Here is a 24,392-nt window from a genome sequence, read left to right as displayed (position 1 = left end):
GGCCACCACTATCGGATACGCTTCTCACGCTCGTCGTTTCGTAATATCACTCACCGTCGCGCCAGAATGAAATGCTCCTTGCAGGCGGATATGCTCATAGGGCAGGCTCGGATTAGAAATTCTCCATAACATCCGATCCGCCCCGCGCACCCCCACCTCTTTCACAGGCAGTTTTGGCCGTGTCAAATCAGGGATTAGCTCTGAAGCAGCATGCTCCAAACCAATCAGAGAGCAATCTTGAGGGATTTGCCGGGTCAGCAAGCTGCATCCGTAATAAATCCACGCTAAATCATGCTCCATGCCAACCAGAATCGCGGTTGGTTTTTCCTTTTCCAATAGATTCGTCAACTGCTGGATATACAACGTTTTGGACTGAAGTCTTGTCAAATGTTGCTCTTCATTCACGGGAATCCCTTCGAGCTGCAGCGCTTCCTGAAAAGCATGCCAGCGCAGCCGGAAGCCGCGATGCATTCGTATGTCTCCAATGTACAAAATACGTGAATGGCCCTTGCTAACGAGAAAACGAACAGACTGGTGCACCGCCGACGAAACATCCCATATGACACTATCCACCTGTGCAACAGGCGGCGGATAATTAAGCAAAATCTTGGGGAGATCAAGCTCCATCAATCTGGCCTCCATAGGCGGAAGAATCATCGGTCCAATAAAGAAACCGTCCAGATAAAGTAATTTATTCTCTTCCATCCAATCCAAAAATTGCGATTCTGAAACTGTACCCTGTGGTGCAAAAAGGATTTCCAGTTTGTGCCCAAACTCGGCAAGCCGAGACTTGATACCCTCATACAAAGAGTGATGAATGAACGGCAGTTCTGTGTTCGGAACGATAAACGCGAACCTTCGCGGCTTGGAAGAATAGATAGGGATCTGCTCAACCGCCAAGCTGCGCTCCTGCTCCTTGGTTCGATACCCCAACCGGGTAGCAAGGGCAACGACCTCATTACGTGTATGCTCGGACATCCCCGGCAGACCGCGTAAAGCCTTGGACACCGTGTGTACGGTCAGATCAAGCTGATCCGCAATCATTTTTAGCGTAACCTTCTTGGGAATGGGCATATGAACCACCTTAACGATCAATGTTCTATCATTATAGATAAAACCAACCAAAAGTGAAACTAAAGTGTAACTAAAAATAAGGTTCGATGGCAGTTAAAATGAAAGTAATTCATGGAGGTGGTTCACATGACTCAACCCAAATCAGAGATACGAATTCCGGAACGTCATATTCCGTTATACAGCGAAGTGGATGTAGTGGTCGCTGGAGGAGGACCTTCTGGTGTAGCCGCAGCGTTGGCCGCTGCAAGAAACGGAGCATCGGTATTACTAATTGAGCAGCGAGGTTACCTTGGAGGCATGGCGACGGTATCCCAGGTTCCAGCCTTTTGCCCATACACCGATCAGGTTAAACCTGTGATTCGAGGGATTGGACTGGAGATTTTGAATGATATGAAGCTTAATATGGAGGAAACGTTCCGTAAGGATTGGCAGGATATACTCGATTGGGTTCCAATTGATGCGGAAGTGTTAAAGAGAGTGYTGGACGACAAGATGATGGAAGCGRGCGTGCAAGTGCTATACCATACGTTCGTTGGAGATGTGCTGCATAAGGATGGATATGTGGAAGCTGTCATTATTCATAACAAAAGTGGAACACATGCAGTGAAGGGTGATATCTATATTGATGCCACCAGTGATGCGGATATCACCTATCTTGCCGGGGGACAGCTCCTCAAAGGTGGTGAGAACGGAGAACTGCAGCCGGGCACGATGTGTTTTGTGCTTACCCATCTGGATCGAAGCCAATTCCTGTCCAGCGTGGAGGTGCACGGCAAGGATTTGAAACATGCCATCCTTCAAGCTAAAAAAGAAGGACGTCTGCATGTAGCGCGAGAGTGGGCGGGGATTTCATGGCTGAACAGCCATACAGCAGGTCTTAATTTTGGTCATGTCTTCGGGATCGACGGCACAAATGCGGAGGATTTAACACGTGGGGCGATCGAAGGCAGGGCACTGGCCGCGCATATTACCGAATGGTTACGTGAGGCTATCCCCGGATTTGAGAACGCTTTCCTGACATTGACCGGTGAACAGGTTGGCATCCGGGAGACTCGGCGAATTGTGGGCGACTATACAATTACAGCTGACGATTTCATGGCTTGCCGTTCATTCCCCGATGACATCGCACGTAATGCTTATTTTATCGATATTCATATGGCAAAACCGACAAGTGGTATGACAATGATTCATCTGCCAGCAGGGGAGTCACACGGGATTCCTTATCGTTCATTACTTCCTGCAGGTATTCAAAATGTAATTGTAGCGGGCAGATCCATCTCTACCGACAGAGCAACACAAGGCTCCGCGCGAGTCATGCCGAATTGTTTTGCCATGGGTGAAGCTGCCGGGACGGCTGCTGCGATGCTTCGAGAGAATGGGTCCAATGAGACACGAAGTATCGATGTAAGTGCTTTGCAGAGCAGGCTTGTCCGCCAAGGGGCGTGGCTGGGGGAAGCGTTAAATGAGCTTTACTTGGAGCAAGCGTAATCAAGCTTCAATCTAAGGGAGAAAAACTTCGGATGATGCTGGAGGGGTTGCGTATTGAACTTGAAAATAATAATGAGAATGAAGCGGTTCACTTTCGTTGCCATCATTTTGATTATTGCAAGCTCCACTTATTTTGCTATTTCAGGTCATACGCCTTCAGAGAACACCTACGTTGCCAAGGTCAACGAAAGCTGGATTACTGTGCATGAATTGCAACGTGAAATGCAGCAGCAGAGGGCAATGGTCATCCATTATTTTCAATCGACATATGGGGCGCTATACAACAAGGATTTCTGGAAAGCTGATTATGAAGGTGAAAATCCCGAACAGTTTTTGAAACAACTCGCCATGGAGGAGATCACCCAGATTAAAGTTGAAATGGATCTTGCACAAAACAAAGGGCTTATTCGTGGCTCAAGCCATGATGATCTGATGCACGAAATGGAAATGGAGAATCAGCATAGAAGGGAAGCGTTAGCTTCTAATCAGCCTATCTATGGGCCAAAACAATTGGATGAGATCTCCTTCATGAATTATTTTACGAGCAGAGTACGAAACAGGCTTAAAGAGGCCTTATCCTTGAACGAATTAAAGCCCACAGACAAGGAACTTGAAGAATACTATAAAGAGGTTCAAGGACAACTTTTTGTGAGAGAGAATACGATAAAGTTCGATAAAATATCGGTATCCTATAAGCATACTGATCTGGATTTGAACCAGACTCAATTACACAAACAGACTGCCAAAAAGGTCATTGAAGTTGCACAGTCGCTTTTGGAGCAGCGAGACAAAAGCGAGATGTCTGAAATCATCAAAGTCCTGCAAAACAAATTCAACAGCACAATCCTTCACCATACCATAGAAGAATTCAACCCTCAGACAGCGAGCACATATTTCAAATCCCAACCTGCACTGTACGCGGAACTCCAAAACCATTTGAATGCTGAACTTACGAGTTTTATCATCGATGAACCAGCACTGAGCCAATATGTTCTGATTAGAACCTTCGGAGAACAGTTAAGTGAACGTATAACAAATAAACTAACAGCAAAAGAACAAAATCTCATCCGGCAAAGTTACCTGAACCAAGCTTACGCTCGTTACATCCTCAAACTTACTTCCCATGCTCAGATTGATATTCTGTCTGAAGCATACCATCGTGTCTCCATCGATTAACTCCTTCCAGTTGATCTTGAAAGCGGTTACTTAGGCTGTGTAAGTTGAACAATTCTTCTGGACTCAACTTATACAGGAACGGTAACTTGCTATTAGGATAAATCACATAATATTAAGGAGGTTCGTATGCAATTGAGAAATGTCAGGGTTAAACATTGGTTTAGCTGGGTTGTCGTTCTTATGATTATGGTATCGAGCGTTATGCCTCTGCCAGGGGCGACGGTGTATGCAGAGAAAAATGTGTATTATGTGGATTCGATGACTGGTAGTGATGATAACAACGGTAAAAGTATACAGTTAGCTTGGCAGACCCTTGATAAAGTAAATGCGACTGAATTTCAGCCTGGCGATACATTGATGTTCAAGGCAGGCGGAGTATGGACGGGAACCCTTCACCCCAAAGGTTCAGGTACAGAGGGAAATCCCATCAAGATCGATCGGTATGGGGAAGGAAGCAAACCTTTAATTTCGGGGGCTGGTGCTCCCGCAGCGGTTTATTTTTATAATCAGGAGCAATGGGAAGTTCGAAATATGGAAATCACGAACGATGCGCCTGAAAAAGGAGTACGACGAGGGGTTCATGTTGATGGTAGCAGTGGGACCTGGTCTAATCCGAAGGTCTATAAACATTTTGTGTTTGAAAATTTGGACATTCATCATGTAAAAGGTGATGTATCCAACGATTATGCACACAATGGGGGGATCATCGTTTGGGGCACAACGTGGGATTATCATGTATCTGATGTGGTCGTGAACAATTGTAAAATCTATTCCCTGGATAGCGTGGGTATTTATCTAAATGGTGCTCAAACCAAATATTCCTCGAATCTGAAAGTGACCAACAACCTGATTTACGATGTGGCAGCGGATGGTGCGTTTATTTTAAATACGACCGATGGACTCATTGAAAACAATGTTGTTCATGATACCCATGTGCGAGCAGGCGGCTACCATGTTCCTCTGTGGGTTTTCTCCGCCAAAAATAATATCATTCAATTTAACGAGGTGTACAACACAGCACCTGGCGGCGATGCCATGGCCTATGATGCAGATTATGACAGTGACGGAACCATTATTCAGTATAATTACAGTCATCATAATGCAGGTGGCGCTTTTCTCGTTGTGAATAACGGAACCCAGGCCGCCAACAAAAACACCAATACAACGATACGATATAACATTAGTCAGAATGACAGCGGTGCAGTGTTTAATTTTAGCGGATCACCGGATACCACCACGATCTACAACAATACGATTTATTTGCCTGCACACTCGAATACCAAAATTATAGATACCCTCGACTGGGGCGGTTATGCAAAGAATACGTTTTTCTATAATAACCTGATCTACAATCTGGGCTCTGGAGGGTATAATTTTGCGAGCAGTACCAATAATGTGTTTGAAAACAACCTGTTCTTCGGCTCACATCCAACGAACGAACCAGCTGATCCCTACAAAATTACTGCTGACCCACAGCTGGCTTCACCCGGCTCTGCCGGTATAGGCCGGGATACACTTGCCGGTTACCAACTGCTGAATACATCACCAGCCATCGGGGCAGGCAAAATTATTACCAATAACGGAGGAAGGGACTACTTCGGGAATCCGGTTTCCACCACCACCGCACCAAATATCGGAGCATACCAAGGTCCGGGGCTTGATCCGAACAACTTGCCTCCTTTGCCGGAAGCACCTTCGGGTGAAAATTTGCTGGCGAATCCAGGTTTCGAAACGGGAGATTTCTCCGACTGGCCCATCCATTACAATGGAGCATCGATAGAAAACACCAATGCTCACAGCGGCACCTATGCGGCCAAACTGACCGGAAGCACGGCAGGTGCAGAGCAGACGGTAGAAGGTTTATATCCGAATACAATGTACAAATTGATTGGATGGGCGAAGAGTGTGGATGGCGGTCGTGCCGTTTTAGGTGTGAAAAACTACGGTGGAAGTGCCAAGGACTCTCATATCAATTCAACCGAATATAAGAGGGTAGAGCAGATCTTCACCACAGGAAGCACGAACACCAGTGCAACGATCTATCTCTATAAAGCTGGTGGAAACGGCCATGTGTACTTTGATGATCTGGAGTTAATTCAGTACAGCGCTTCCCCCGGACAAGGTGAACCGCCTGTGTCATATCCGGCAGGAACAGATGATGATTTTGACTCCGCAACTTTAGATGAGCAATGGCGCTGGGTTCGAGAAACCCCGGCCAAATGGTCGCTTGAAGCAAATCCAGGATATATGCAAATTACTAGTGAACAGGGCGATATCTCCGGTGCAACAGGGGATGCCAAAAATATTTTATTGACCGGTGCGCCTACAGGTGACTGGACGATTGAAACCAGGCTGGAGGGAAAACCTTCCTCAAGGTGGTCACAGGGCGGACTGGTTGTGTACGTGAATGATCAGACGTATATTCGAATGACACGGTTGTATGGGCAAGGCAATCAATTTCAATTGGACACAAAAATCAATGGTGTTCGCAACCACACCGAAATTCCGGACACCCTCTCATCCGAAATAGCGTATCTGCGCATTGTAAAAGAGGGGAATACGTATACCGGATATTACTCTGCCGATGGCACGAACTATACACAGGTTGGAGATATCCAAACAGCCCAGCTGGAAGATCCTAAAATCGGTCTTATTGCCTGTGCAGGCACAGGACTTGTGGCCAACTTTGATTATTTCTACATCCAGTAAAGAGGAAGCAGAGAGGGGAGGGAAAATCCCCAAAAAGCAGCTTCCATTCCAAATCTATTCTACATGGTTACGATAAAGTTGCATAAACGGAACGAAACGGAGAATCCTTCGGCATCGTTCCGTGTTTTTTTGTTTTATGAGCTGCTTCAAAAGAATAAACGATCATCCCTGCCTAATGCGTCTCACGTTCCTATTCATTAGATGCCGAACCACATGGCTGAATATCATTCTCTTGATTACATTTAACTTTTGCGGATGGAGAGAAAAGAATTGATCCGGATTGTCGAACGTACCGAAATCCTGGACAATGCCTTCTTTCTGCACATAGGTGTCATTTTCATTCCAGAAAATAGCCGGGTTCTGAAAATCATCCGTGGCCACGCCATACCCGCAAAATGAACCTGTACATTGCTCGAACTTTTGTTGAAGCTTGGTCAGATAAGCAAGATCCAGGATAAATCCCTCGATATTTAACCACCTGTCGTTATATAACACTTCAATCCAACTATGGATGATCTCTTTCGGAGAAAGCTTATAGTACCAGCCTTTCATTGCTCCTTTTTGCAATTGTTTATGAATCGTAAAACCGTGAATCCTGCAAGGGATACCCAGTGCTCTGAGCAGGGCCATGAACAGAATGCCTTTTGTATTACACTGACCGTAGCCGTCTTGCAACACTTCTGAAGCTTGAATATCATCACTGCGATTATAACCAAATTCAATCTCGTCGCGAACGTAATTATAAGCGTGAAGAATCTGTTCCTTTACAGGGAGTGAGGCCCAATTACGACTGCGAATGAGACTCTGAATGGCTGAATGGTTGTAATTTAACAATTGTGTTTGCTCGAGATAGTTGTTCATGATGAGCACCTCCTGCAAACATTGTAACGTCAGCGCAGGGAAGAAACTTGCAAAAACACGCTATCTTTACGAATATCTTTGGCCGTCATACCAAGCAATCGTTTGCTGGTATTGGCAAAATGAGAGGGGGTATCAAAACCAGCTGCCATGGCTGCGTCTGTGATACTCGTTCCTTGGAAAATCAGATAACATGCCTTCTGCAGCTTATGTAAGACGAGATAACCACTAAGGGATATTCCTGTATTCTCTTTAAACAGATGTGAGAGCCTACTGCTCGAAAGACCGAAGTGTTCTGCGTATTTACGAATAGAGTGCTCCGAATCCGTGCAATCCTTCATATGTTGGATTAGTTCCTTGATTCGTGAATCCGTGATTACAGGTTGCGTGTAATCTAGGTGAAAAAGCAACATAAGTTCTTGTAAAAATACACGGTAAGTCTCTTCATCATGGATTAGCGGTAACCACGTTCCGATATATTCGGCGATTTCTTTACTAAGCTCTTCGGGAAAACTCGCATAATCCCTCTTGCCCATTAATTGTTTAAAGGCTGTTGCTATCTGGGATGTGCTATCTATTAAAAGCAATACTACGGGCTGCCCTGAGACCTGCAATCGATGAGATACATTGGAGTTAAGTATGATTCCGGCTGTACTTATACTCTCTCCCTGAACTTCAATCTGAAAATGATTTTCTAAACCAATAGTAACTTGAATAAACGTATGTTGATGTGCCTCGGCATCGATGGCATTGGAATGCACAAGAATGTGATGCTGCGCGCCATATAAATTCATCAAACGGGTATCACCTCATAGGTAAAATAGACGGATCTAATCGATTGTATCAAATAATTGGATAGAAAAATCACTTATGTACCTAGACAACATGATCTGAATAATGTCAACTATAAGTACTGAAATGGGGGAGAGAGCGTTGAAAAAAATKATAGTGATAATTCTATTACTTAGTTTAACATTGGTTATATTGGGTTGTTCAACGGATCAACAATCCAGCTTGAGACTTAGCGAAGAAAGAATCAAAGAACTTCGCAAAGAATACCCGCTTTCCGATGGTCACTCTGATTATGCTCAAAGCATAGATGTTCCTTTTGAACAAATTTTGGAGAGGTCAGATTCCGTCATCATCGCTGAAGTTGTGAAGCAAAACGAAAATTTCCAATCGACTTTATCTGTGGAACCAGGAACACCAGAGGGTGATTTTTCAGATAAGGACAAAGAACGGGGTGTACAACCATACAGACCCACATTTGTTTCATATAAAGTTAGAGTGAAAGAAATCATCGTGGGAGAAGTGGTTGAGGAAACCACCAACTTATTTTATAACGCTGATTTCGTAGGGATTGAACCTGATTTAAAACCTGGCATGACCATTGTCGCTTCCGTAAAAAAGGGAACAGCCCCTGAACAAAAAGGAAGTTATTCTTTTACCAGGTATGCCACGTATTATGTGGTGGATGAAAAGTATGTTTTATCTGCCTATCATGGGAAAACGGAAGAGATGAGCAACTTCACCAATCAGACCGATGGAATAACATTAAATAACTTAATTGAGCAGATTAGAAAACTTTGGTCAGATCAACAAAGGTGATGTTCATTAACCCTATTATCTATTATGATGAAGATTAATTAATTTTTTCATAAACAATTTTCATAAGTGGAGGTAGAATGATGACTCAAAATCAGAGGAAAATAGCAATTATCACAGGTGCCAGCGGTCCCAGAGAAATGGGAAGTGCTTTTTGTCGCAAACTAGCTTCCAGAGATATTGATATTTTCTTCACACATTATAAGGCTGATCCGGAGTGGACCCTTGCGTTTCACAAGGAAATTGAAGACATGGGTGTTCGCTGTGCATCAATTGAGATCGATCTAACCGACCGTAACGCAGCACAACGAGTATACGAAAATACAGTCGAGAAACTAGGGCAACCTTGCATACTTATAAACAATGCGGCTTATTGTGTCAACACCGATTACAAGTCCTTTGATGCCGAACTCATGGATAACCACTATGCTGTTAATATGCGATCGATGTTTCTACTGTGTACGATATTTGCCCGTGAATTCGAAAAATCCAATCTAACCTCAGGCAGAATTATCAATATGACTTCGGGACAGGACATATCGCCGATGCCAGGTGAGCTAGCGTACGTTGCGACCAAAGGTGCGATCTCTGCTTTTACTACATCATTATCCCGTGAACTTGCACCATTGAAAATTACAGTGAATGCTGTAAACCCTGGGCCAACGGATACAACGTGGATGGATGACTCCATTCGGGATTATCTGATGCCAAAGTTCCCGCTGGGACGGATTGGAGCACCTGAGGATGCAGCGAACATTATTGATTTTCTCGTGAGTGAAGCCGGAGCTTGGATTACTGGACAAGTTATTCATTCGGAAGGTGGATTCATTCGAGAATAATCGAACGGGACTGGCAAGAATATGATTGGAATCATAAAAAGCCCGGCTAGGTTAGCTGGGCTTTTTTGTAGATTTAAACGGAGCCATTCAATGAAGGCAACAATTATTCCATCATATTAACTCAAGAAGTACCTTTGTGCCATGGGAAGTTCGTCAACCGGAAGGCAACGTAGCGTTTCACCGTTCACGGATACGGTGTAATTTTTCGGATCAACCCTAATCGTTGGCGTTTCTCCATTCAAAATCATATCTTTTTTACTGGCTGCACGACAGCCTGTCACAGGTTTTAATGATTTACTGAGCCCCAGAGGGGAAAGCGTGCCGGCATCAATAGATGCCTGAGAAACAAAGGTTGCACAAATAGCTGAACGTGCTTTGCCATAGCTTCCAAACATCGGTCTGTACATGTACGGTTGCGGTGTCGAGATCGTCGAGTTCGGATCACCCATTACACTATGGATAATCATACCGCCTTTAAGTACCAACTCTGGCTTAACTCCGAAGAAAGCGGGCTTCCATAACACAAGATCCGCCATTTTACCAACTTCAATCGAGCCTACATATGTGGAAATACCATGCGTAATTGCAGGGTTAATGGTATATTTCGCAATATAACGTTTCACACGATTATTATCCGCCTGGATATCATCGGCAAGGGAACCGCGTTGTTTCTTCATTTTATCCGCTGTCTGCCATGTTCTGATGGCCACCTCACCTACACGGCCCATCGCCTGTGAATCCGAACTAGTCATACTGATGGCACCGATATCATGTAAAATATCTTCCGCACCAATTGTTGTCTCCCGAATCCGCGAAGCGGCGAAAGCGACATCCTCCGGAATTTTGGGATCGAGATGATGGCAGATCATCAGCATATCCAGATGCTCATCGACGGTATTTCGGGTATAGGGCATGGTTGGACTGGTGGAAGAAGGCAAAACGTTCGGCATGGAAGCGACACGTAATAAGTCCGGCGCATGACCACCGCCCGCACCTTCCGTATGGTAGGTGTGAATGGCACGACCATTGAATGAACGTAAACTGTCTTCCACATATCCGGCTTCATTCAGCGTATCGGTATGGATATTGACCTGAATATCATACTGTTCCGCCACGCTTAAACATTTGTCGATAACATAAGGCGTGCTTCCCCAGTCTTCATGAATTTTCAGCCCGCCGACACCTGCAAGTACTTGCTCCATCAACGCTTCGGGTCTGGAACTGTTGCCTCGACCAAGCATCACAAAATTCATTGGCAGGGAATCGAGCGCTTGTAACATGCGTTCAATATGCCATACCCCTGAGGTACAGTTAGTGGCGAGCGTGCCCGTGGCCGGGCCGGAGCCTCCACCAACCATCGTCGTAATCCCACTCTGAAGCGCAATTTCAATTTGCTGAGGAGAGATGAAGTGTACGTGGCTATCTACACCGCCAGCGGTCACAATCAAATTCTCACCAGAGATCACTTCTGTGCCTACCCCAATATACATGTCAGGATCGACACCATCCATCACAAATGGATTTCCCGCTTTGCCGATTCCCCGAATCAGTCCGTCCTTAATGCCAATATCGGCTTTGACAATTCCCCATGTATCCACAATTACAACGTTGGTAATGACCGTATCCAAGACACCTTCGCTACGCGTTGCCAGAGGGTGCTGTCCCATGCCGTCCCTGACCGTTTTACCTCCGCCAAAAACGCACTCATCTCCGTAAACGGTAAAGTCTTTTTCGATCTCAATTTTTAACGAGGTATCCGCGAGCCGAATCCGGTCTCCGGTCGTCGGACCATACATGCTTGCATACGTCGCGCGATCAATCGTATTCATGACTCAACCCTCCCGTTAGTCAACCCGGCGAATCCATGGATTTCTTTCGTTCCACCGATTTCGACCAGCGTAATTTCATGAATTTCTCCCGGTTCGAAGCGGACGGAAAGGCCTGAAGCGATATCCAGTCGATATCCTTTAGTACCTTCGCGGTCAAATGATAAAGCGGGGTTTGTTTCAAAAAAGTGAAAGTGTGATCCGACCTGAATGGGACGGCTACCTGTATTGGTCACTGAACGGGTAATTCGTTTGCGGTTAGGTAACAGGACAATGGGGTCCTCCGCAAATTCATATTCACCGGGGATAATCGCACCATCGATCCGGGCAACAGGCTCATGCACAGTCACGAGCTTCGTTCCGTCGGGGAATGTGGCTTCAATCTGAACTTCGCTCAGCAACTCGGCTACGCCATGCATCACCTGATTAGCTGATAAAAGGTGACGAGCTTCTTCCATCAGTTGTTTTACGGTTTTCCCATCCCGCGCACCCTCTACGACAAAACCTGAAATATAGGCAGCGGCTTCCGGGTAATTCAGCTGAACGCCACGTTTCAGCCTTTTTTCGGCCATATCTGCGGCTATATACATCAATAATTTTTCGCGTTCCTGAACCGTTAAATGCATAGTCAGCAACTCCTTCGCTGAGTTAAAATGAGTAGGAATAACAGGACGGTTTTCATGTAATCTTTTTCCAATCATTGCTTATGTTTGAAAATGTAACATGGTTGTGAAGGAGAGTCAAACAAGAATGTCAAATAACATGACATCAGAAGGTTGATTTGTGCAAGATCACAAATGATTGTTAAAGAAAAGGTGTTGTAGACAATATTAGTGCAGAGATGGGTGAGGGATGATGAAACTTCTGAGTGCACAAATCGTTGCGAAACTTGGGTTACATAACGCTATACTTTACCTTAGTTGAGAGGAGGGATCAGATGGATTGGCTGATGAGAATGAATCGTGCTCTGGATCATATTGAAACGAATCTATCCAACGAAATCAGTTTAAATGACGTTGCGCAGTGTGCTTGCTGTTCTTCATATCAGTTTCAGAGGATGTTCTCGTTCATTACGAATGTGCCACTGGCTGAATATATTCGAAGAAGACGGCTTACACTGGCTGCCATCGAATTACAGAACAGTGATGCCAAAGTGCTTGATGTTGCAATTAAATATGGCTATGAATCTCCGATATCGTTTGCAAGGGCATTTCATGCGTTGCATGGAGTGAACCCTTCACAAGCAAGAGAAAAAGGTACGGCGCTCAAAGCCTATCCACGGCTTTCCTTTCTTATCTCTATTAAAGGGGCTGAGCCAATGAATTATCGCATTGAAACAAAAGAAAGCTTTGAAGTGTTCGGAATAGAAAAAATATTCAATTTTAATGGAAAAGAAACCCCTGCCGACCTATGGAAACAAAGTCATGAGAATGGTGAGGTTCAAAGCCTTGCCCTTCATGCAAAAGGACTGCCTGAGCATTTAGATCGTGACTATCATCCTGTACACGCGGTGTGCAGTTACAGACCAACGGAAGGAGAAACCTTCCCGTATATGTTGTGTGCATTTAAAAAGGAGACAAGTGCAACTGCTGGTTACACGGTTATGACTATACCTGCGCATACGTGGGCTATCTTTTCATCTGAGCCATTTGCCTGGGATCAACTGGGTGAGGTTATGGACACGTTATATAAACGTTTCTTCTCAGAATGGCTCCCAACAGCAGGTTATGAGCAAGTCGAGGGTCTCGAATTTGAGGTTACAGGAAGTAAGGATGGACTGCAATTCGTCGAATTATGGTTTGCTGTACGAAAAATCAATTGTCTGGTTGATCTAAAATAAGCTAGCCTAAATAACCAGATCCAGCAGTCTTCCAATTGAAGGCTGCTATTCATTCTATACACATAAATGACGATAATGGATCTATAAAAAAATAAAAAGAAAAAGGTGATATGTTGCTTCACATCAAAAGATTAATATCTCTGGTAATCATCCTAATGCTCAGCAGTGCTTTTACCGGAACGGTTTCTGCAAACAACTTTCAAAGCCTGCCCAAACCAGACTGGACCTTCTCCATTCCAGATGGACACGAGTATTTGTCCGACAGTAATGTTCGGATTACCAATCAAACATTGAACTTTATGAGTATGGACAATCAGATGTACATTTTTGACAAGAAGACAGGAAAACAATTATCCAAAACCGATTATACTGCTGGAAGCAACCTGATTTTTAGTTTTTTTGGTACATATGCACAAGTCGCGCAAAACGGTAATGTTTATATCCTCACTTCGATAAAAAATAGTTCTGGCGTTATTAAACAACGTCTAACCGCATACAATCCTAACGGAAAAGTATTGTGGATGAAGTACTTTGACGAAAAAGTCCGTTCCATATCTGGAGTATCCATCATGCCTGATGGTAATTTGTTTGTTTATCTGGAAACAGCTTCTGAGCGGGTGACTAGTTATCGGTATAGTCCGGAAGGCAAGTTTTTGGGTAAAAACAATTGGAACGCATCCATTCTTTACGGTTTTGTCAATGGTTTACTCGAAACCATCAATAGCACAAGCAAAACGTCCAGCCGCATGACATATTTTGATTTTAAAATGAAGCAGCAATTTCAATACCATTTTGACTTCAAAGAAGGCATTTTTTCAGGGTTCGGTCCCGATGGTTTACTTCATTTTCAGAAGAATCACGGAAACAATGTTATAAGTTTCAGTGCTAAAACAACGAAGGGGAAGGAAGTATGGACTAAAAAAATCAGCAATGTGAGCTACTATGACGACATGGAGACATCCATGACCGTGAAAAGAAACGTGTTTTCTAATGGATTCACAGGAATTCAATCGAATGGAAATTTTTTCATTATTGACCCCAAAGGCATCATGCAAACTGTCACTGCTTCAGCCAAAATGTACCAGACTGCGCCAGATGGAACTGTCATGCTGGTTGAGAACTCAAAAATATCCATCTATCAGACTAGTGCGTCGGCAAAGACCAAACTGAAGTTACTTCACACCGTTAATACTTCTGAACTAAAGGAATCTGATCCCACATTTGTATATGAGGGGGAAGGCATTATTTATGTAATGACCGATAATGTTCAGATAAACCGATTTGATTTGAATAAACAACCTTAGGGTATCGTTTCTTACTCATGTAAATAATCTTTCCTAAACAAGTCGCCGACATGGCGACTTTTGTGTTTTAGATTTTTCCCCGGTTTCGTGTTTTAATAATGATGTGTCTATATCATTTAAGGTCAGGATGTTAATATATGAGCAAATATATAATCGGAATAGATCTGGGCGGTACCAATATTAAATCCGCTGTATTTAATACAGCATTTAAGAAAATTCACGAACGAAGTGATATCACGGAAGCCGATAAAGGCCCGATCCATGTGTTAAATAGAATAGTGAACATCACGCAAGAAATGATGGCGGCCGAAGGAATCCATCCAGATGAGGTACATTGCATGGGTATAGGTGTGCCTGGATTGCTAGATCCACAAACGGGCTTATCTACCTTTTCGCCTAATTTCCCCGGCTGGGAGAATATTCATGTAGTGAATCACATGAACAAACACTTTGATTTCCCTGTTTTTATCGACAATGATGTACGCGTGAATCTATATGGTGAATGGCTGTTTGGTGCCGGTGTCGGTTGCCGCAACTTGGTATTAATTACTTTAGGAACCGGTCTGGGCTCTGGAATCGTTAATGACGGGAAGGTAATCTACGGAGCAACCTCAAGTGCAGGGGAAATTGGACACATGAATATGTATAGAGAAGGCCGTGCTTGTCGTTGCGGGAGTTCAGGATGCCTGGGCAGATATGTATCTGCTATTGGAATGGTTCGAACGTTCACGGAAAAGCTGGAGACAGGCCGATCCAGTATGATTACGGAGTGGATAGAAGGAAATCCGTCCAGAATTACCGCTCATATGATCTCGAATGCGTATGACCTTGGCGACGCACTTTCAATTGAAGTCATGCACGAAACAGGAGAGATATTAGGTTTCGGCCTTTCCAATGTGATAAATATGTTGAATCCGGAAATGATTATCGTTGGTGGCGGCATGTCCGCAGCAGGTGATCGGCTCCTTAACACCGTCCGTAATACCGTTCAAAATCATTCATTAAAGCTCGCTTCGGGAGCGTGTACCATCGTGCAAGCCAAACTGGGCGGACAAGCGGGCATGATCGGTGCCGCCGCATATGCGAATCACAGGTTACTTTCGAACACTGGAATGTAAGCTTTACTAAACAAACCTTCAAAAGCCGCTTTTACAGCGGTTTTTTTGTTGTTTCTGATCCAATTTTGTTTAATCTTTTTTTCTTTGATCTTTAAATTGTTTCGGTGTACATCCCGTATACGTTTTGAACACTTTCGCAAAGTAACTCTGATCGTAGAAGTTTAAGAGGGTAGAAATCTCCGCTAACGTATAGTGAGAATACGTCAACAGATTTTGAGCTTCTTCAATTTTTGTTTTCAAAATAAACTGCGAAATGGAGATACCTACTTCTTTTTTGAACAGATTGGACAAATAATTCGGATTCAACGAAGTGATTTCAGCCAGTTGTGAGATCGTAATCCGCTCATTTAAATGGTTGAAGATATAGTTTTGACATACGTTAATCGGTTTCGAGTATTTGTGTTTTTTACTACGCTTTACACGTTCCGCAAAATCAAGCAGAGCAACCTCCATTAAATCCTCTACCGCTTGGCTGTCGGTTAAGTCCTCAATTTTAAGAATATAAAAATCACTAAGATTATAAGCAATCTCTTGAAAAACACCCCCTTCTACCGCTGATCTTGTTGCAAGCGTGATCAGGGAGATCGCCAGATTCTTTTGACTACGCAGATAACTCGTCTTGGACAACACACTCTTTTTGCCTTGTTTGTGAATGGTATGAAAGGATTCCAACACCTTATCGGTTCTACCCAATCGAATGAAATCAAATACTTTCTTCTCTTTATCGATCTCCGTGTGAATGAGATTATTTTGACGGTCGTCTATGATTTGCTTATACGGTTGCTCGATTTCCAGCGTTTTTCTCCAACGCTCATCCTCATTTTTCATTAAGATTTCGTCCAACGTTAGCTTTTTCTGATAGAGCATGAAATACATTGCCATACTGAGATTAATGAATTTAAACGTACTCATCACAGGGACTCCGTCGTAATACATCTTCATTTCGTGATGATCCGCTTTGGCTAACAAATCACTTAGAGTCACACGAATGATCTCCTCTGTCATTTTAAAATTGATAATTGGGCCTACAATAATGATTCCTTTCCACTGATGATCCGCATGAATACGTATTGCGAAAAATTTCTCCAAATAGATTGTTTCACGAAGGACAGGGAGCTGCTCGAGTGGCATGCTGGAAAACAGGTCTGTCATGATCTTATCGTCAGAGGGATATAAGGGGTTACACTGGAAATCCACAGGGGTGGCCTGATAGGTTAGCTTGTATTCGTTATCAAAATAGTAGACGGGTACATTGTATAAATGATGTGTCACATTACATATATATTCAACATTTTCATCACAAAATTTATGCATCACCAAGCCTCCGTTCTAGTCTAAGAAGTAAAAACACATGTGAATATTCCTATTTACCTGTGAAACTTACCATATGAAACCTTACAAGACCGATTATAATTTGTCATGAAATCGATTTCAAGCATGGATTTAAGGGGGATCAGCTACTCAGCCAATTATAATACACGACCTACACCCTGAATTGAGAGCGTTATCAAATGATCAGATTCATCTTGTAATAAAATTCGATAATAGTATTTCAAATTTTGAATAAAGAGGTGTATTTTTATGCGTCCTTTCGGATATAAGGATAAATTCGGCTATTTGTTTGGTGATTTTGGAAACGATTTCTTTTTCGCGCTAGTTGGCTCATTTTTAATGGTTTATTACACCGACGTATTTCACATTAACCCTGCAGCGGTCGGAGGATTATTCCTGTTAGCCCGTTTGTGGGATGCCGTAGCCGATGTCACGTGGGGACGTTTTGTTGATACGCGGAAAGCAAGCAAACACGGTAAATTCAAACCATGGATTTATCGCATGTCATTTCCGCTTGTGATCTCTGGGGTACTCATGTTTGTTTACATTCCCGGAATGTCGAATGGATTTTATCTCGCATACGCTTATGTTACTTATATTCTTTGGGGAACGCTTTACAGCACGGTTAACATTCCTTACGGTTCCATGGCTTCGGTCATTACTGCTGACCCAGTAGAACGTACCGTACTGTCTACATGGCGATCGCTCGGAGCAACATTGGCGCAATTATTTGTAGGCGTGGTGGGCCCATTGCTGCTGTTTGTAAATAACGAAGCGAGTGCAAGCCGTTTTTTACTGGGAGCTGTTATTTTTGGAATATTGTCCATTGCTTCTTATTTGGCGTGTTATAAATTATCGCTTGAACGTGTTATCCCGGATACGAATGGGAAACCAAATACCAATTTGAGAAAAACATTATATGGCCTTTTGAAAAATAAACCACTCATCGTCTTCCTGATCGGATCACTCATTTTCTTAATCAATTTAATGTTGCTTGGCACGGTTAATACGTATTTGTTCAAAGACTATTTTGGTAATGCGCAATTACTTAGTGTGTTCAGTCTGGTGCAAGCTGCGCCGATTTTTATTGGAATGCCGTTAATCAAACCGCTCGTAGCGAAATTTGGAAAAAAAGAAGTCGCCGCTGCAGGCTTTTTACTCTCAACGTTTGTTTACTTGCTGCTGTATTTCATTCCGAATCTTTCCGCTGTTCAATACATGGCGATCTTGTTCATTGGCTTATTAGGATACGCTCTGTTCAATCTGATCAGCTGGGCATTCATCACAGACCTGGTTGACTATCATGAACATGTTACAGGACTACGAGAGGATGCGACGATCTACTCCATTTATTCCTTTTCACGTAAAGTCGGGCAGGCCGTTGCAGGTGGTATTGGCGGGGTAGCCATGGCGGCTGTCGGGTATAATGCTGCACTGCATGTGCAAACACCACGCACACTTGAAGGCATTTATTTCTTGGCAACGCTTGTTCCAGCTATGGGTATGTTTCTCGTATTTATCTGCATTGCTTTCCTATATCCATTAAACAAGAAACGTACAGCACAACTTGTAAGCGATATCAAAGCAAAACGAATGAACTGATACCCGAGACTCGTTTCACAACGTGTAGAAGGCAGGAGGTCGAGGAAGCGCCTATTTTATAGAGAATGAAGGAGATGTTCATATGTTATACCCTATATTGACCGAAACACGTAATCTGATCGATCTGAATGGAATCTGGAATTTTAAGCTGGATACCGGAGAGGGATTTCAGGAAAATTGGCAAAAGGCAAAACTCCAAGATCCTATGCGCATGGCTGTTCCAGCTTCATATAACGACATTGGAGTAAGCGCCAAAATTCGTGACCATGTCGGCTGGGTCTGGTACGAGCGGGAGATCACCTTGCCAAGTGTGTTGAGTGAAGAGAGAGTTGTATTAAGGTTCGGCTCCGTTACTCATTTGGCCAAGGTGTATGTGAACGGGGAGTTTGTTGCACAGCACAAAGGCGGCTTTTTACCTTTTGAAGCTGAAATAAACTGTTACCTGCACAAAGGGAAAAATCGCCTAACCGTCGCTGTAAATAATATCGTGGATGAAACCACTTTACCCGTTGGCTCCATCATTGAGAAACATCATTCAAACGGGAACACTACGGTGCACAATCTGCCGAACTTTGATTTTTTCAATTATGCCGGACTGCATCGCCCTGTAAAAATATACACGACACCAACGAGCTATGTTAAGGATGTCACGATCGTAACCAAATTGGACGGACAGGTTCAGTATTCCATTGATGTGGTTGGAACTGCGTCAGTTAAAACTAAAATTATCGATGAATCCGGCTCTTTGGTTGCAACATCTGAAGGCGAATCTGGCACAATGATCATCTCAGATGTTAGTCTTTGGGAGCCGCTGAATGCCTATTTATACACGTTGCGCGTAGAACTTGAAACCGAAGGGGAAACAATGGATGTTTATGAACAGCCATTCGGGGTGAGAAGTGTCGAAGTGAAGGAGGGCAAGTTCCTGATTAATGATAAACCCTTTTACTTCAAAGGGTATGGCAAACATGAGGATACGACCATTCATGGCAGAGGTTTTAATGAAGCCGCCAATGTGCTTGATTTTAATCTGATGAAATGGTCGGGAGCCAACTCCTTCCGCACTGCGCACTATCCATATTCAGAAGAAGTGATGAGACTGGCAGATCGCGAAGGTTTTGTTGTGATTGATGAGGTAGCCGCAGTTGGCATGCATCTGAACATGCTGGTTGTGCATCGCGGGGGCGTGCTGAAGAACACATGGGAAGAGCTTAATACGTTTGAACATCATCAGGACGTCATTCGGGAACTCATTGAGCGGGACAAAAATCACCCGTGTGTGGTCATGTGGAATATAGCTAACGAGCCTGCCTCTGAAGAAAAGGGAGCCTATGAATATTTTAAACCGTTGATTGATCTAACGAGGGAATTAGATCCACAGAAACGTCCGGTGACTATTGTTACTCAAATGGAATCCTCGCCTGAGAAGGATCAGATTGCGGAGCTGTTGGATATTCTCACTTTTAATCGATACTACGGATGGTATGTGGATGGTGGGGATTTGGACGCTGCCAAGGAAAAGCTTCGTGCTGAATTCAATGGATGGCTAAAGCGATGCCCGAACAAACCTTTTATGATGACCGAATACGGGGCAGACACGGTTGCCGGATTACATGATGTTGAACCTGTGATGTTTACGGAGGAATACCAAGTGGAATTTTACAGAGCGAACCATGAGGTATTCGATGAATTCGAGCATTTTGTCRGTGAACAAGTATGGAACTTTGCTGATTTTGCCACCAGTCAGGGAATTATTCGTGTACAAGGCAATAAAAAAGGCATTTTCACACGGGATCGCAAACCGAAAGCTATTGCACATGAACTTAAAAGACGCTGGACCAGCATACCAGATTTTTACTATAAAGGCTAATGTAGAAGCAAGAATGATAATATAAGCAAATACAGTTACACCAGAGAAGGCAGCTAATGATGATGTTAATTAGCTGTTTTTCTCATACAAACATTTTAAAGATATACTCTAATAAAAATAGTTTTCGTAACAGTGGGAAAAGTGTCCCTTTTTAGTGTTCTCGTTTGTTATACATATATAAACTTCACGCCGAATACCAGGAGGTGTCTTAAAGAGAAATGGATGAGGAAACGGAATATCGAATTAGAAGAGTTCAAGCAGGTGAAATTCAAGACTATGTTTATATCGTTCAGAAGTATCAGAAACAGATTTTTATGTACTGCTGGAGACTTCTTTCAAGCAAACAGGAGGCCGAAGATGCTGTTCAGGATGTCTTGGTTAAAGCCTATGAGAAAATAAATCTGTACAAACCTGAAGTGAATTTCACTTCATGGGTGTACAAGATAGCTTATTATCACTGCATAAATATCATCCGTCGAAAGAAAATGCATCAGAAATGGAAATTCAGCTTGCTGTCTCAAGATCAATCTATGAACAGTCCCGCAGAGATGCTGGAACAGCGACTGTTTAACGAACCATTAAGTCGGGCACTTGAAAAATTGAATGTAGCTGAACGAAACCTGTTGGTTCTTCGTGTTTTTGAAGAAAAATCTTTTGCAGAAATAGGTGAAATACTGAACAAAAGTCCGGAAGCTGTCAAGAAGAAATTTGCCAGAACCAAAATCAAAATTCAAAAAATGATGAATTCTACGGAGGAAGAACGATGTCAAAATTACAACATCCTTCTCAAAACGAAAATCTGAAACAAATGGATCTTATGCACGGAGAAGCGTTTCAGGATATCGATGTCACGGACAAAGTCATGGCTCGGGTAAACAATCTGGCGGCTGAAAAGCGGATTAAAGGTAGTAATACACGCATGCGTCAAAAGTTCATTATTCCCGGACTAACAGCCATGTTCATTCTTGGTATATCGGTGACAGGTTATGCAGCCTCCCAATATATTGAATTCCTTAACAACAAAGGCGAGGTGGTACTGAATACTGCCGCAGCTCAGGAACCTACTGACTTTGTTACACACTATACAGACAGGCTGGCCTTGTATACGAATCAGATTAAAGGTCAATTGCAGCCTGGTGATTATGCAGCCTACTTTGTAAAAGATAAATTCATTAACGAAGCTGATACGTTAAACCCCGTAAAATTCGAATATAAATGGATCAAATATACTGATTTCAAAAGTTTCCAAGCGGAGATCTCACGGACGAAGGCTCCGGTTTTAGGATCACTATCACATCTTCCTCAAGGATACCAATTTGATTATGGATATGTATATCCTGCCGATCTGTTTTCACGGCATCTCGCAAATGCAGAATACCTGAAGATAGCAGAAAATCTTAAACGTCAAGCGGAATCTTCTTCAGATGGACAGAAAGTATTTATGCAAAAGCTGAAATGGGACAAAGCTGATTTCTCTTCGGTACGCTATGTCCAAGGAAAAAATGCTATAACTGTTATGGCAACCAGACTGCTTCCTGACTCAAAAGTGACTATATTTCAGGGAAAAGAAGCTCAATCTGAAAAGCTGAGCATTCAAGGTCATGAGGTATATTATATTAAATCCGATACCAGAGATGTCGAAACGGATCCTGCTGCTTACCACCGGATTGGTTGGAGAGACAATCAACAGCATGTGTTATACGAAATATCTAATAATGCCGACAGCAATCTACGTAAAGAGGATCTGGTTAAGATTGCCGAAGAGATGCTTAATTATGTGAAATAGAGATAGAGATATTGGAACCAAAAAGCCGTCAATCTAAGCTTTGACAGCTATTCATATTTGCATTTTTAGCTATCGTTTTCTTCAAATAACTGCTGAATCATCTTATCCTTGTTATTCAGAAACTCCTTCATAATCACATAATGATCCGTTTCTTCCAACGTCTGAATCTCAATTCCATTGGGTGTCAGGTTAAAGATCTGAGAGTCTGGATACGCCATCAGAATAGGAGAATGGGTAGCAATAATGAATTGTGAATTTTGTTGTACTAGCTCATGAATTCGGGCAAGCATGGCCATCTGGCGAAGCGGCGATAATGCCGCCTCAGGCTCGTCCAGAATATAAAGACCATGACCGCCAAACCGATGAACAAACGTGGAAAAAAACGACTCTCCATGGGATTGCTCATGCAGCGATTTTCCGCCATACGAATCCTTGATTGGAGGGGCACATGAACGCTCACGATCCAACTCATCAATGGTCGTTGCCAGATTATAATAACTTTCAGCCCTGAAAAAGAAACCGTCCTTGGGACGCCGTGTGCCTTTGACTAATTGAATATGCTCATACAAGTTTGAATGCGTGGCTCGGGTAGAAAACGTAAAGTTCATGGTGCCGCCTTCGGGATTGAATCCCCATGACACGGCAATGGACTCCATTAACGTAGACTTGCCCATCCCGTTTTCGCCAACAATGTACGTAACTTTGGGATGAAAATCCATCGTATGCAGGTTACGAATAACGGGCAAGTCATACGGATACTCATCATAAGTAGCAATTTGATTGCGTTTAAGCTGTATTTGCCTCAAATAGGCTGGAGATCCTTTCAATTTCACTTCACATCCCTGAATTATGTTTGGACATTGTAGCGATCACGGAGTATAGCCAAGTGGTGTAGCTCGTGCCCTGTAATTACATAAGCGATAGAACGCGTAGAAGCCGTATACTCATTGACTAATCCTGTACGCATCCAGTCTTCGGGGCTCAGACGGCGAAGCAGAAGAAGGGTGGAGTGTCTTACCGCTGCATATTCTTCAGCCAGATCAACCACAGTATACGTTTTAAAAGGATTGTTTTGCATAAAAGTATCTTGATCATATCCTGGAAGAGAAGTTTTATCCCCTCTCGCGATACGAAGCAAACGGCCACTCATAATACGTTCATTATCAATGAGGTGACCAAAGACTTCTTTAACACTCCATTTCTCATCACTATAGCGAAAATTTGCTTTTTCTTCTGACAGAGATCGCATCGAAAGCTCGACTCGTTCAGCTTGCTTTTGCAATAGTTCAATGACATTCCCTTCAGGAACAAGATGGATATATCCTTCATAGAAAGCAGCATATTCTTCTTTATTAGGTCTTTCGTTCATGTCATATCTCCTTTAATTAAGTATCATTTTTTGTTTATTTTACCATAAATCTCAAAAGATCCGAAACCTCTACATACTATATTATTCTATGTATATCTGATGAAGCTAAACTGTCCTATGAATCAAAGGGATTAAAGCAATAGCAATGGTCAGAGAAACACCCTTGATTAATAGTGAATTTCAGATGTAATGTCTGTATAATATGTATCATAGACAAGATCAATTTAGTAAGGAGGAGAACAGTATTTATAGCGACCCCTCGGTTGGCTACATTCTTGTATTTGGAACAATTTTTTTATTTATTCTGATTAACATCGGAATTCCGGCGTTTATAATTATTATGATCTATGTGACTATTCAAAAACAAAAAAAGCTTAACGGGAAGAATGAACCTAGCAAGTCTAAGCCTGTGTATCGTGATACGAATGTCAAGCCATAGCTATACACAATAAATATACTGTGAGTTATTCTACATATTTTTAAAGAAAGCAGATGAATCAACATAAGAGAAACACTCCACCCGAAGCCGCTAACTAGCGRCTTTTTTTCACAACAACCACTTCTCATATGAGGATTGATCAATAACAGGTCAGGAT

General features: G+C 43.0%; 20 protein-coding genes. 12 read left to right on the top strand and 8 right to left on the bottom strand.

Going from position 1 to position 24,392, the window contains the following annotated elements; all coding sequences use genetic code 11:
* Window positions 1-24: 24 nt before the first annotated feature.
* Window positions 25-1,074 (bottom strand): LacI family DNA-binding transcriptional regulator, encoded by a 1,050-nt coding sequence (locus AB4Z30_RS02580; RefSeq protein WP_441923014.1) that lies wholly within the window; start codon window positions 1,072-1,074, stop codon window positions 25-27.
* Window positions 1,075-1,200: 126 nt separating this feature from the next.
* Here AB4Z30_RS02580 and AB4Z30_RS02575 point away from each other — a divergent pair, with 126 nt between their 5' ends.
* The 3 genes from AB4Z30_RS02575 (at window position 1,201) to AB4Z30_RS02565 (ending at window position 6,447) form a co-directional block, all read left to right on the top strand.
* On the top strand, window positions 1,201-2,562 hold the full coding sequence (locus tag AB4Z30_RS02575) for an FAD-dependent oxidoreductase (RefSeq protein WP_441923012.1): 1,362 nt from the start codon (window positions 1,201-1,203) through the stop codon (window positions 2,560-2,562).
* A gap of 54 nt (window positions 2,563-2,616) precedes the next feature.
* Complete coding sequence (locus AB4Z30_RS02570; protein WP_441923010.1) at window positions 2,617-3,738, top strand: hypothetical protein; 1,122 nt, start codon at window positions 2,617-2,619, stop codon at window positions 3,736-3,738.
* Window positions 3,739-3,864: 126 nt separating this feature from the next.
* Complete coding sequence (locus tag AB4Z30_RS02565) at window positions 3,865-6,447, top strand: right-handed parallel beta-helix repeat-containing protein (RefSeq protein WP_441923008.1); 2,583 nt, start codon at window positions 3,865-3,867, stop codon at window positions 6,445-6,447.
* 162 nt (window positions 6,448-6,609) lie between these two features.
* Here AB4Z30_RS02565 and AB4Z30_RS02560 read toward each other — a convergent pair whose 3' ends face one another.
* On the bottom strand, window positions 6,610-7,308 hold the full coding sequence (locus AB4Z30_RS02560; protein ID WP_441923006.1) for a transglutaminase-like domain-containing protein: 699 nt from the start codon (window positions 7,306-7,308) through the stop codon (window positions 6,610-6,612).
* A gap of 29 nt (window positions 7,309-7,337) precedes the next feature.
* A complete protein-coding gene (locus tag AB4Z30_RS02555) occupies window positions 7,338-8,099 on the bottom strand; it encodes a helix-turn-helix domain-containing protein (RefSeq protein ID WP_441923004.1) in 762 nt (253 codons plus the stop codon).
* A gap of 139 nt (window positions 8,100-8,238) precedes the next feature.
* Between AB4Z30_RS02555 and AB4Z30_RS02550 the strand changes: the two genes are divergently transcribed.
* Window positions 8,239-8,913: a hypothetical protein gene (locus tag AB4Z30_RS02550; RefSeq protein WP_441923002.1), complete on the top strand. Its 675-nt coding sequence runs from the start codon at window positions 8,239-8,241 to the stop codon at window positions 8,911-8,913.
* A gap of 80 nt (window positions 8,914-8,993) precedes the next feature.
* Window positions 8,994-9,749: an SDR family oxidoreductase gene (locus AB4Z30_RS02545; protein ID WP_441924161.1), complete on the top strand. Its 756-nt coding sequence runs from the start codon at window positions 8,994-8,996 to the stop codon at window positions 9,747-9,749.
* 116 nt (window positions 9,750-9,865) lie between these two features.
* Here AB4Z30_RS02545 and ureC read toward each other — a convergent pair whose 3' ends face one another.
* A complete protein-coding gene (gene ureC, locus AB4Z30_RS02540) occupies window positions 9,866-11,578 on the bottom strand; it encodes an urease subunit alpha (protein WP_441923000.1) in 1,713 nt (570 codons plus the stop codon).
* Entirely contained in the window at window positions 11,575-12,201 is a 627-nt protein-coding gene (gene ureA, locus AB4Z30_RS02535; protein WP_441922998.1) for an urease subunit gamma, read from the bottom strand. Before ureA ends, ureC begins: the two co-directional genes overlap by 4 nt.
* Window positions 12,202-12,512: 311 nt before the next feature.
* Between ureA and AB4Z30_RS02530 the strand changes: the two genes are divergently transcribed.
* The 3 genes from AB4Z30_RS02530 to AB4Z30_RS02520 all read left to right on the top strand — a co-directional run bounded on the left by AB4Z30_RS02530 (window position 12,513) and on the right by AB4Z30_RS02520 (window position 15,837).
* A complete protein-coding gene (locus tag AB4Z30_RS02530) occupies window positions 12,513-13,415 on the top strand; it encodes an AraC family transcriptional regulator (protein WP_441922996.1) in 903 nt (300 codons plus the stop codon).
* Window positions 13,416-13,570: 155 nt separating this feature from the next.
* Entirely contained in the window at window positions 13,571-14,719 is a 1,149-nt protein-coding gene (locus AB4Z30_RS02525) for a hypothetical protein (RefSeq protein WP_441922994.1), read from the top strand.
* Between the two features lie 137 nt (window positions 14,720-14,856).
* Entirely contained in the window at window positions 14,857-15,837 is a 981-nt protein-coding gene (locus AB4Z30_RS02520; RefSeq protein ID WP_441922992.1) for an ROK family protein, read from the top strand.
* Window positions 15,838-15,906: 69 nt separating this feature from the next.
* On the opposite strand, the gene AB4Z30_RS02515 is transcribed toward AB4Z30_RS02520, so the two are convergent.
* The gene (locus tag AB4Z30_RS02515; protein WP_441922990.1) at window positions 15,907-17,151 is read right to left on the bottom strand and encodes an AraC family transcriptional regulator; all 1,245 of its coding nucleotides are present in this window, start codon (window positions 17,149-17,151) and stop codon (window positions 15,907-15,909) included.
* Window positions 17,152-17,418: 267 nt separating this feature from the next.
* Between AB4Z30_RS02515 and AB4Z30_RS02510 the strand changes: the two genes are divergently transcribed.
* The 4 genes from AB4Z30_RS02510 to AB4Z30_RS02495 all read left to right on the top strand — a co-directional run bounded on the left by AB4Z30_RS02510 (window position 17,419) and on the right by AB4Z30_RS02495 (window position 22,427).
* Window positions 17,419-18,771 carry an MFS transporter gene (locus AB4Z30_RS02510; RefSeq protein WP_441922988.1) on the top strand — a complete coding sequence of 451 codons (1,353 nt, stop codon included), beginning with the start codon at window positions 17,419-17,421 and terminating at the stop codon, window positions 18,769-18,771.
* A gap of 82 nt (window positions 18,772-18,853) precedes the next feature.
* Complete coding sequence (uidA, locus tag AB4Z30_RS02505) at window positions 18,854-20,641, top strand: beta-glucuronidase (protein ID WP_441922986.1); 1,788 nt, start codon at window positions 18,854-18,856, stop codon at window positions 20,639-20,641.
* Between the two features lie 218 nt (window positions 20,642-20,859).
* Window positions 20,860-21,444 carry an RNA polymerase sigma factor gene (locus AB4Z30_RS02500; RefSeq protein WP_441922984.1) on the top strand — a complete coding sequence of 195 codons (585 nt, stop codon included), beginning with the start codon at window positions 20,860-20,862 and terminating at the stop codon, window positions 21,442-21,444.
* The gene (locus AB4Z30_RS02495) at window positions 21,405-22,427 is read left to right on the top strand and encodes a DUF4367 domain-containing protein (protein ID WP_441922982.1); all 1,023 of its coding nucleotides are present in this window, start codon (window positions 21,405-21,407) and stop codon (window positions 22,425-22,427) included. The genes AB4Z30_RS02500 and AB4Z30_RS02495 overlap by 40 nt, the downstream gene beginning before the upstream one ends.
* 65 nt (window positions 22,428-22,492) lie before the next feature.
* Here AB4Z30_RS02495 and AB4Z30_RS02490 read toward each other — a convergent pair whose 3' ends face one another.
* The gene (locus AB4Z30_RS02490) at window positions 22,493-23,203 is read right to left on the bottom strand and encodes an AAA family ATPase (RefSeq protein WP_441924159.1); all 711 of its coding nucleotides are present in this window, start codon (window positions 23,201-23,203) and stop codon (window positions 22,493-22,495) included.
* Window positions 23,204-23,274: 71 nt separating this feature from the next.
* The gene (locus AB4Z30_RS02485; RefSeq protein WP_441922980.1) at window positions 23,275-23,796 is read right to left on the bottom strand and encodes a DinB family protein; all 522 of its coding nucleotides are present in this window, start codon (window positions 23,794-23,796) and stop codon (window positions 23,275-23,277) included.
* Between the last annotated feature and the right edge of the window lie 596 nt (window positions 23,797-24,392).

Origin of the sequence: Paenibacillus sp. 2TAF8 (assembly GCF_052114825.1) — a bacterium.
Taxonomy (GTDB): Bacteria; Bacillota; Bacilli; order Paenibacillales; family Paenibacillaceae; genus Paenibacillus.
Note: the sequence above shows the minus strand (reverse complement) of the source record. Positions and strands in the feature narration are given on the sequence as shown.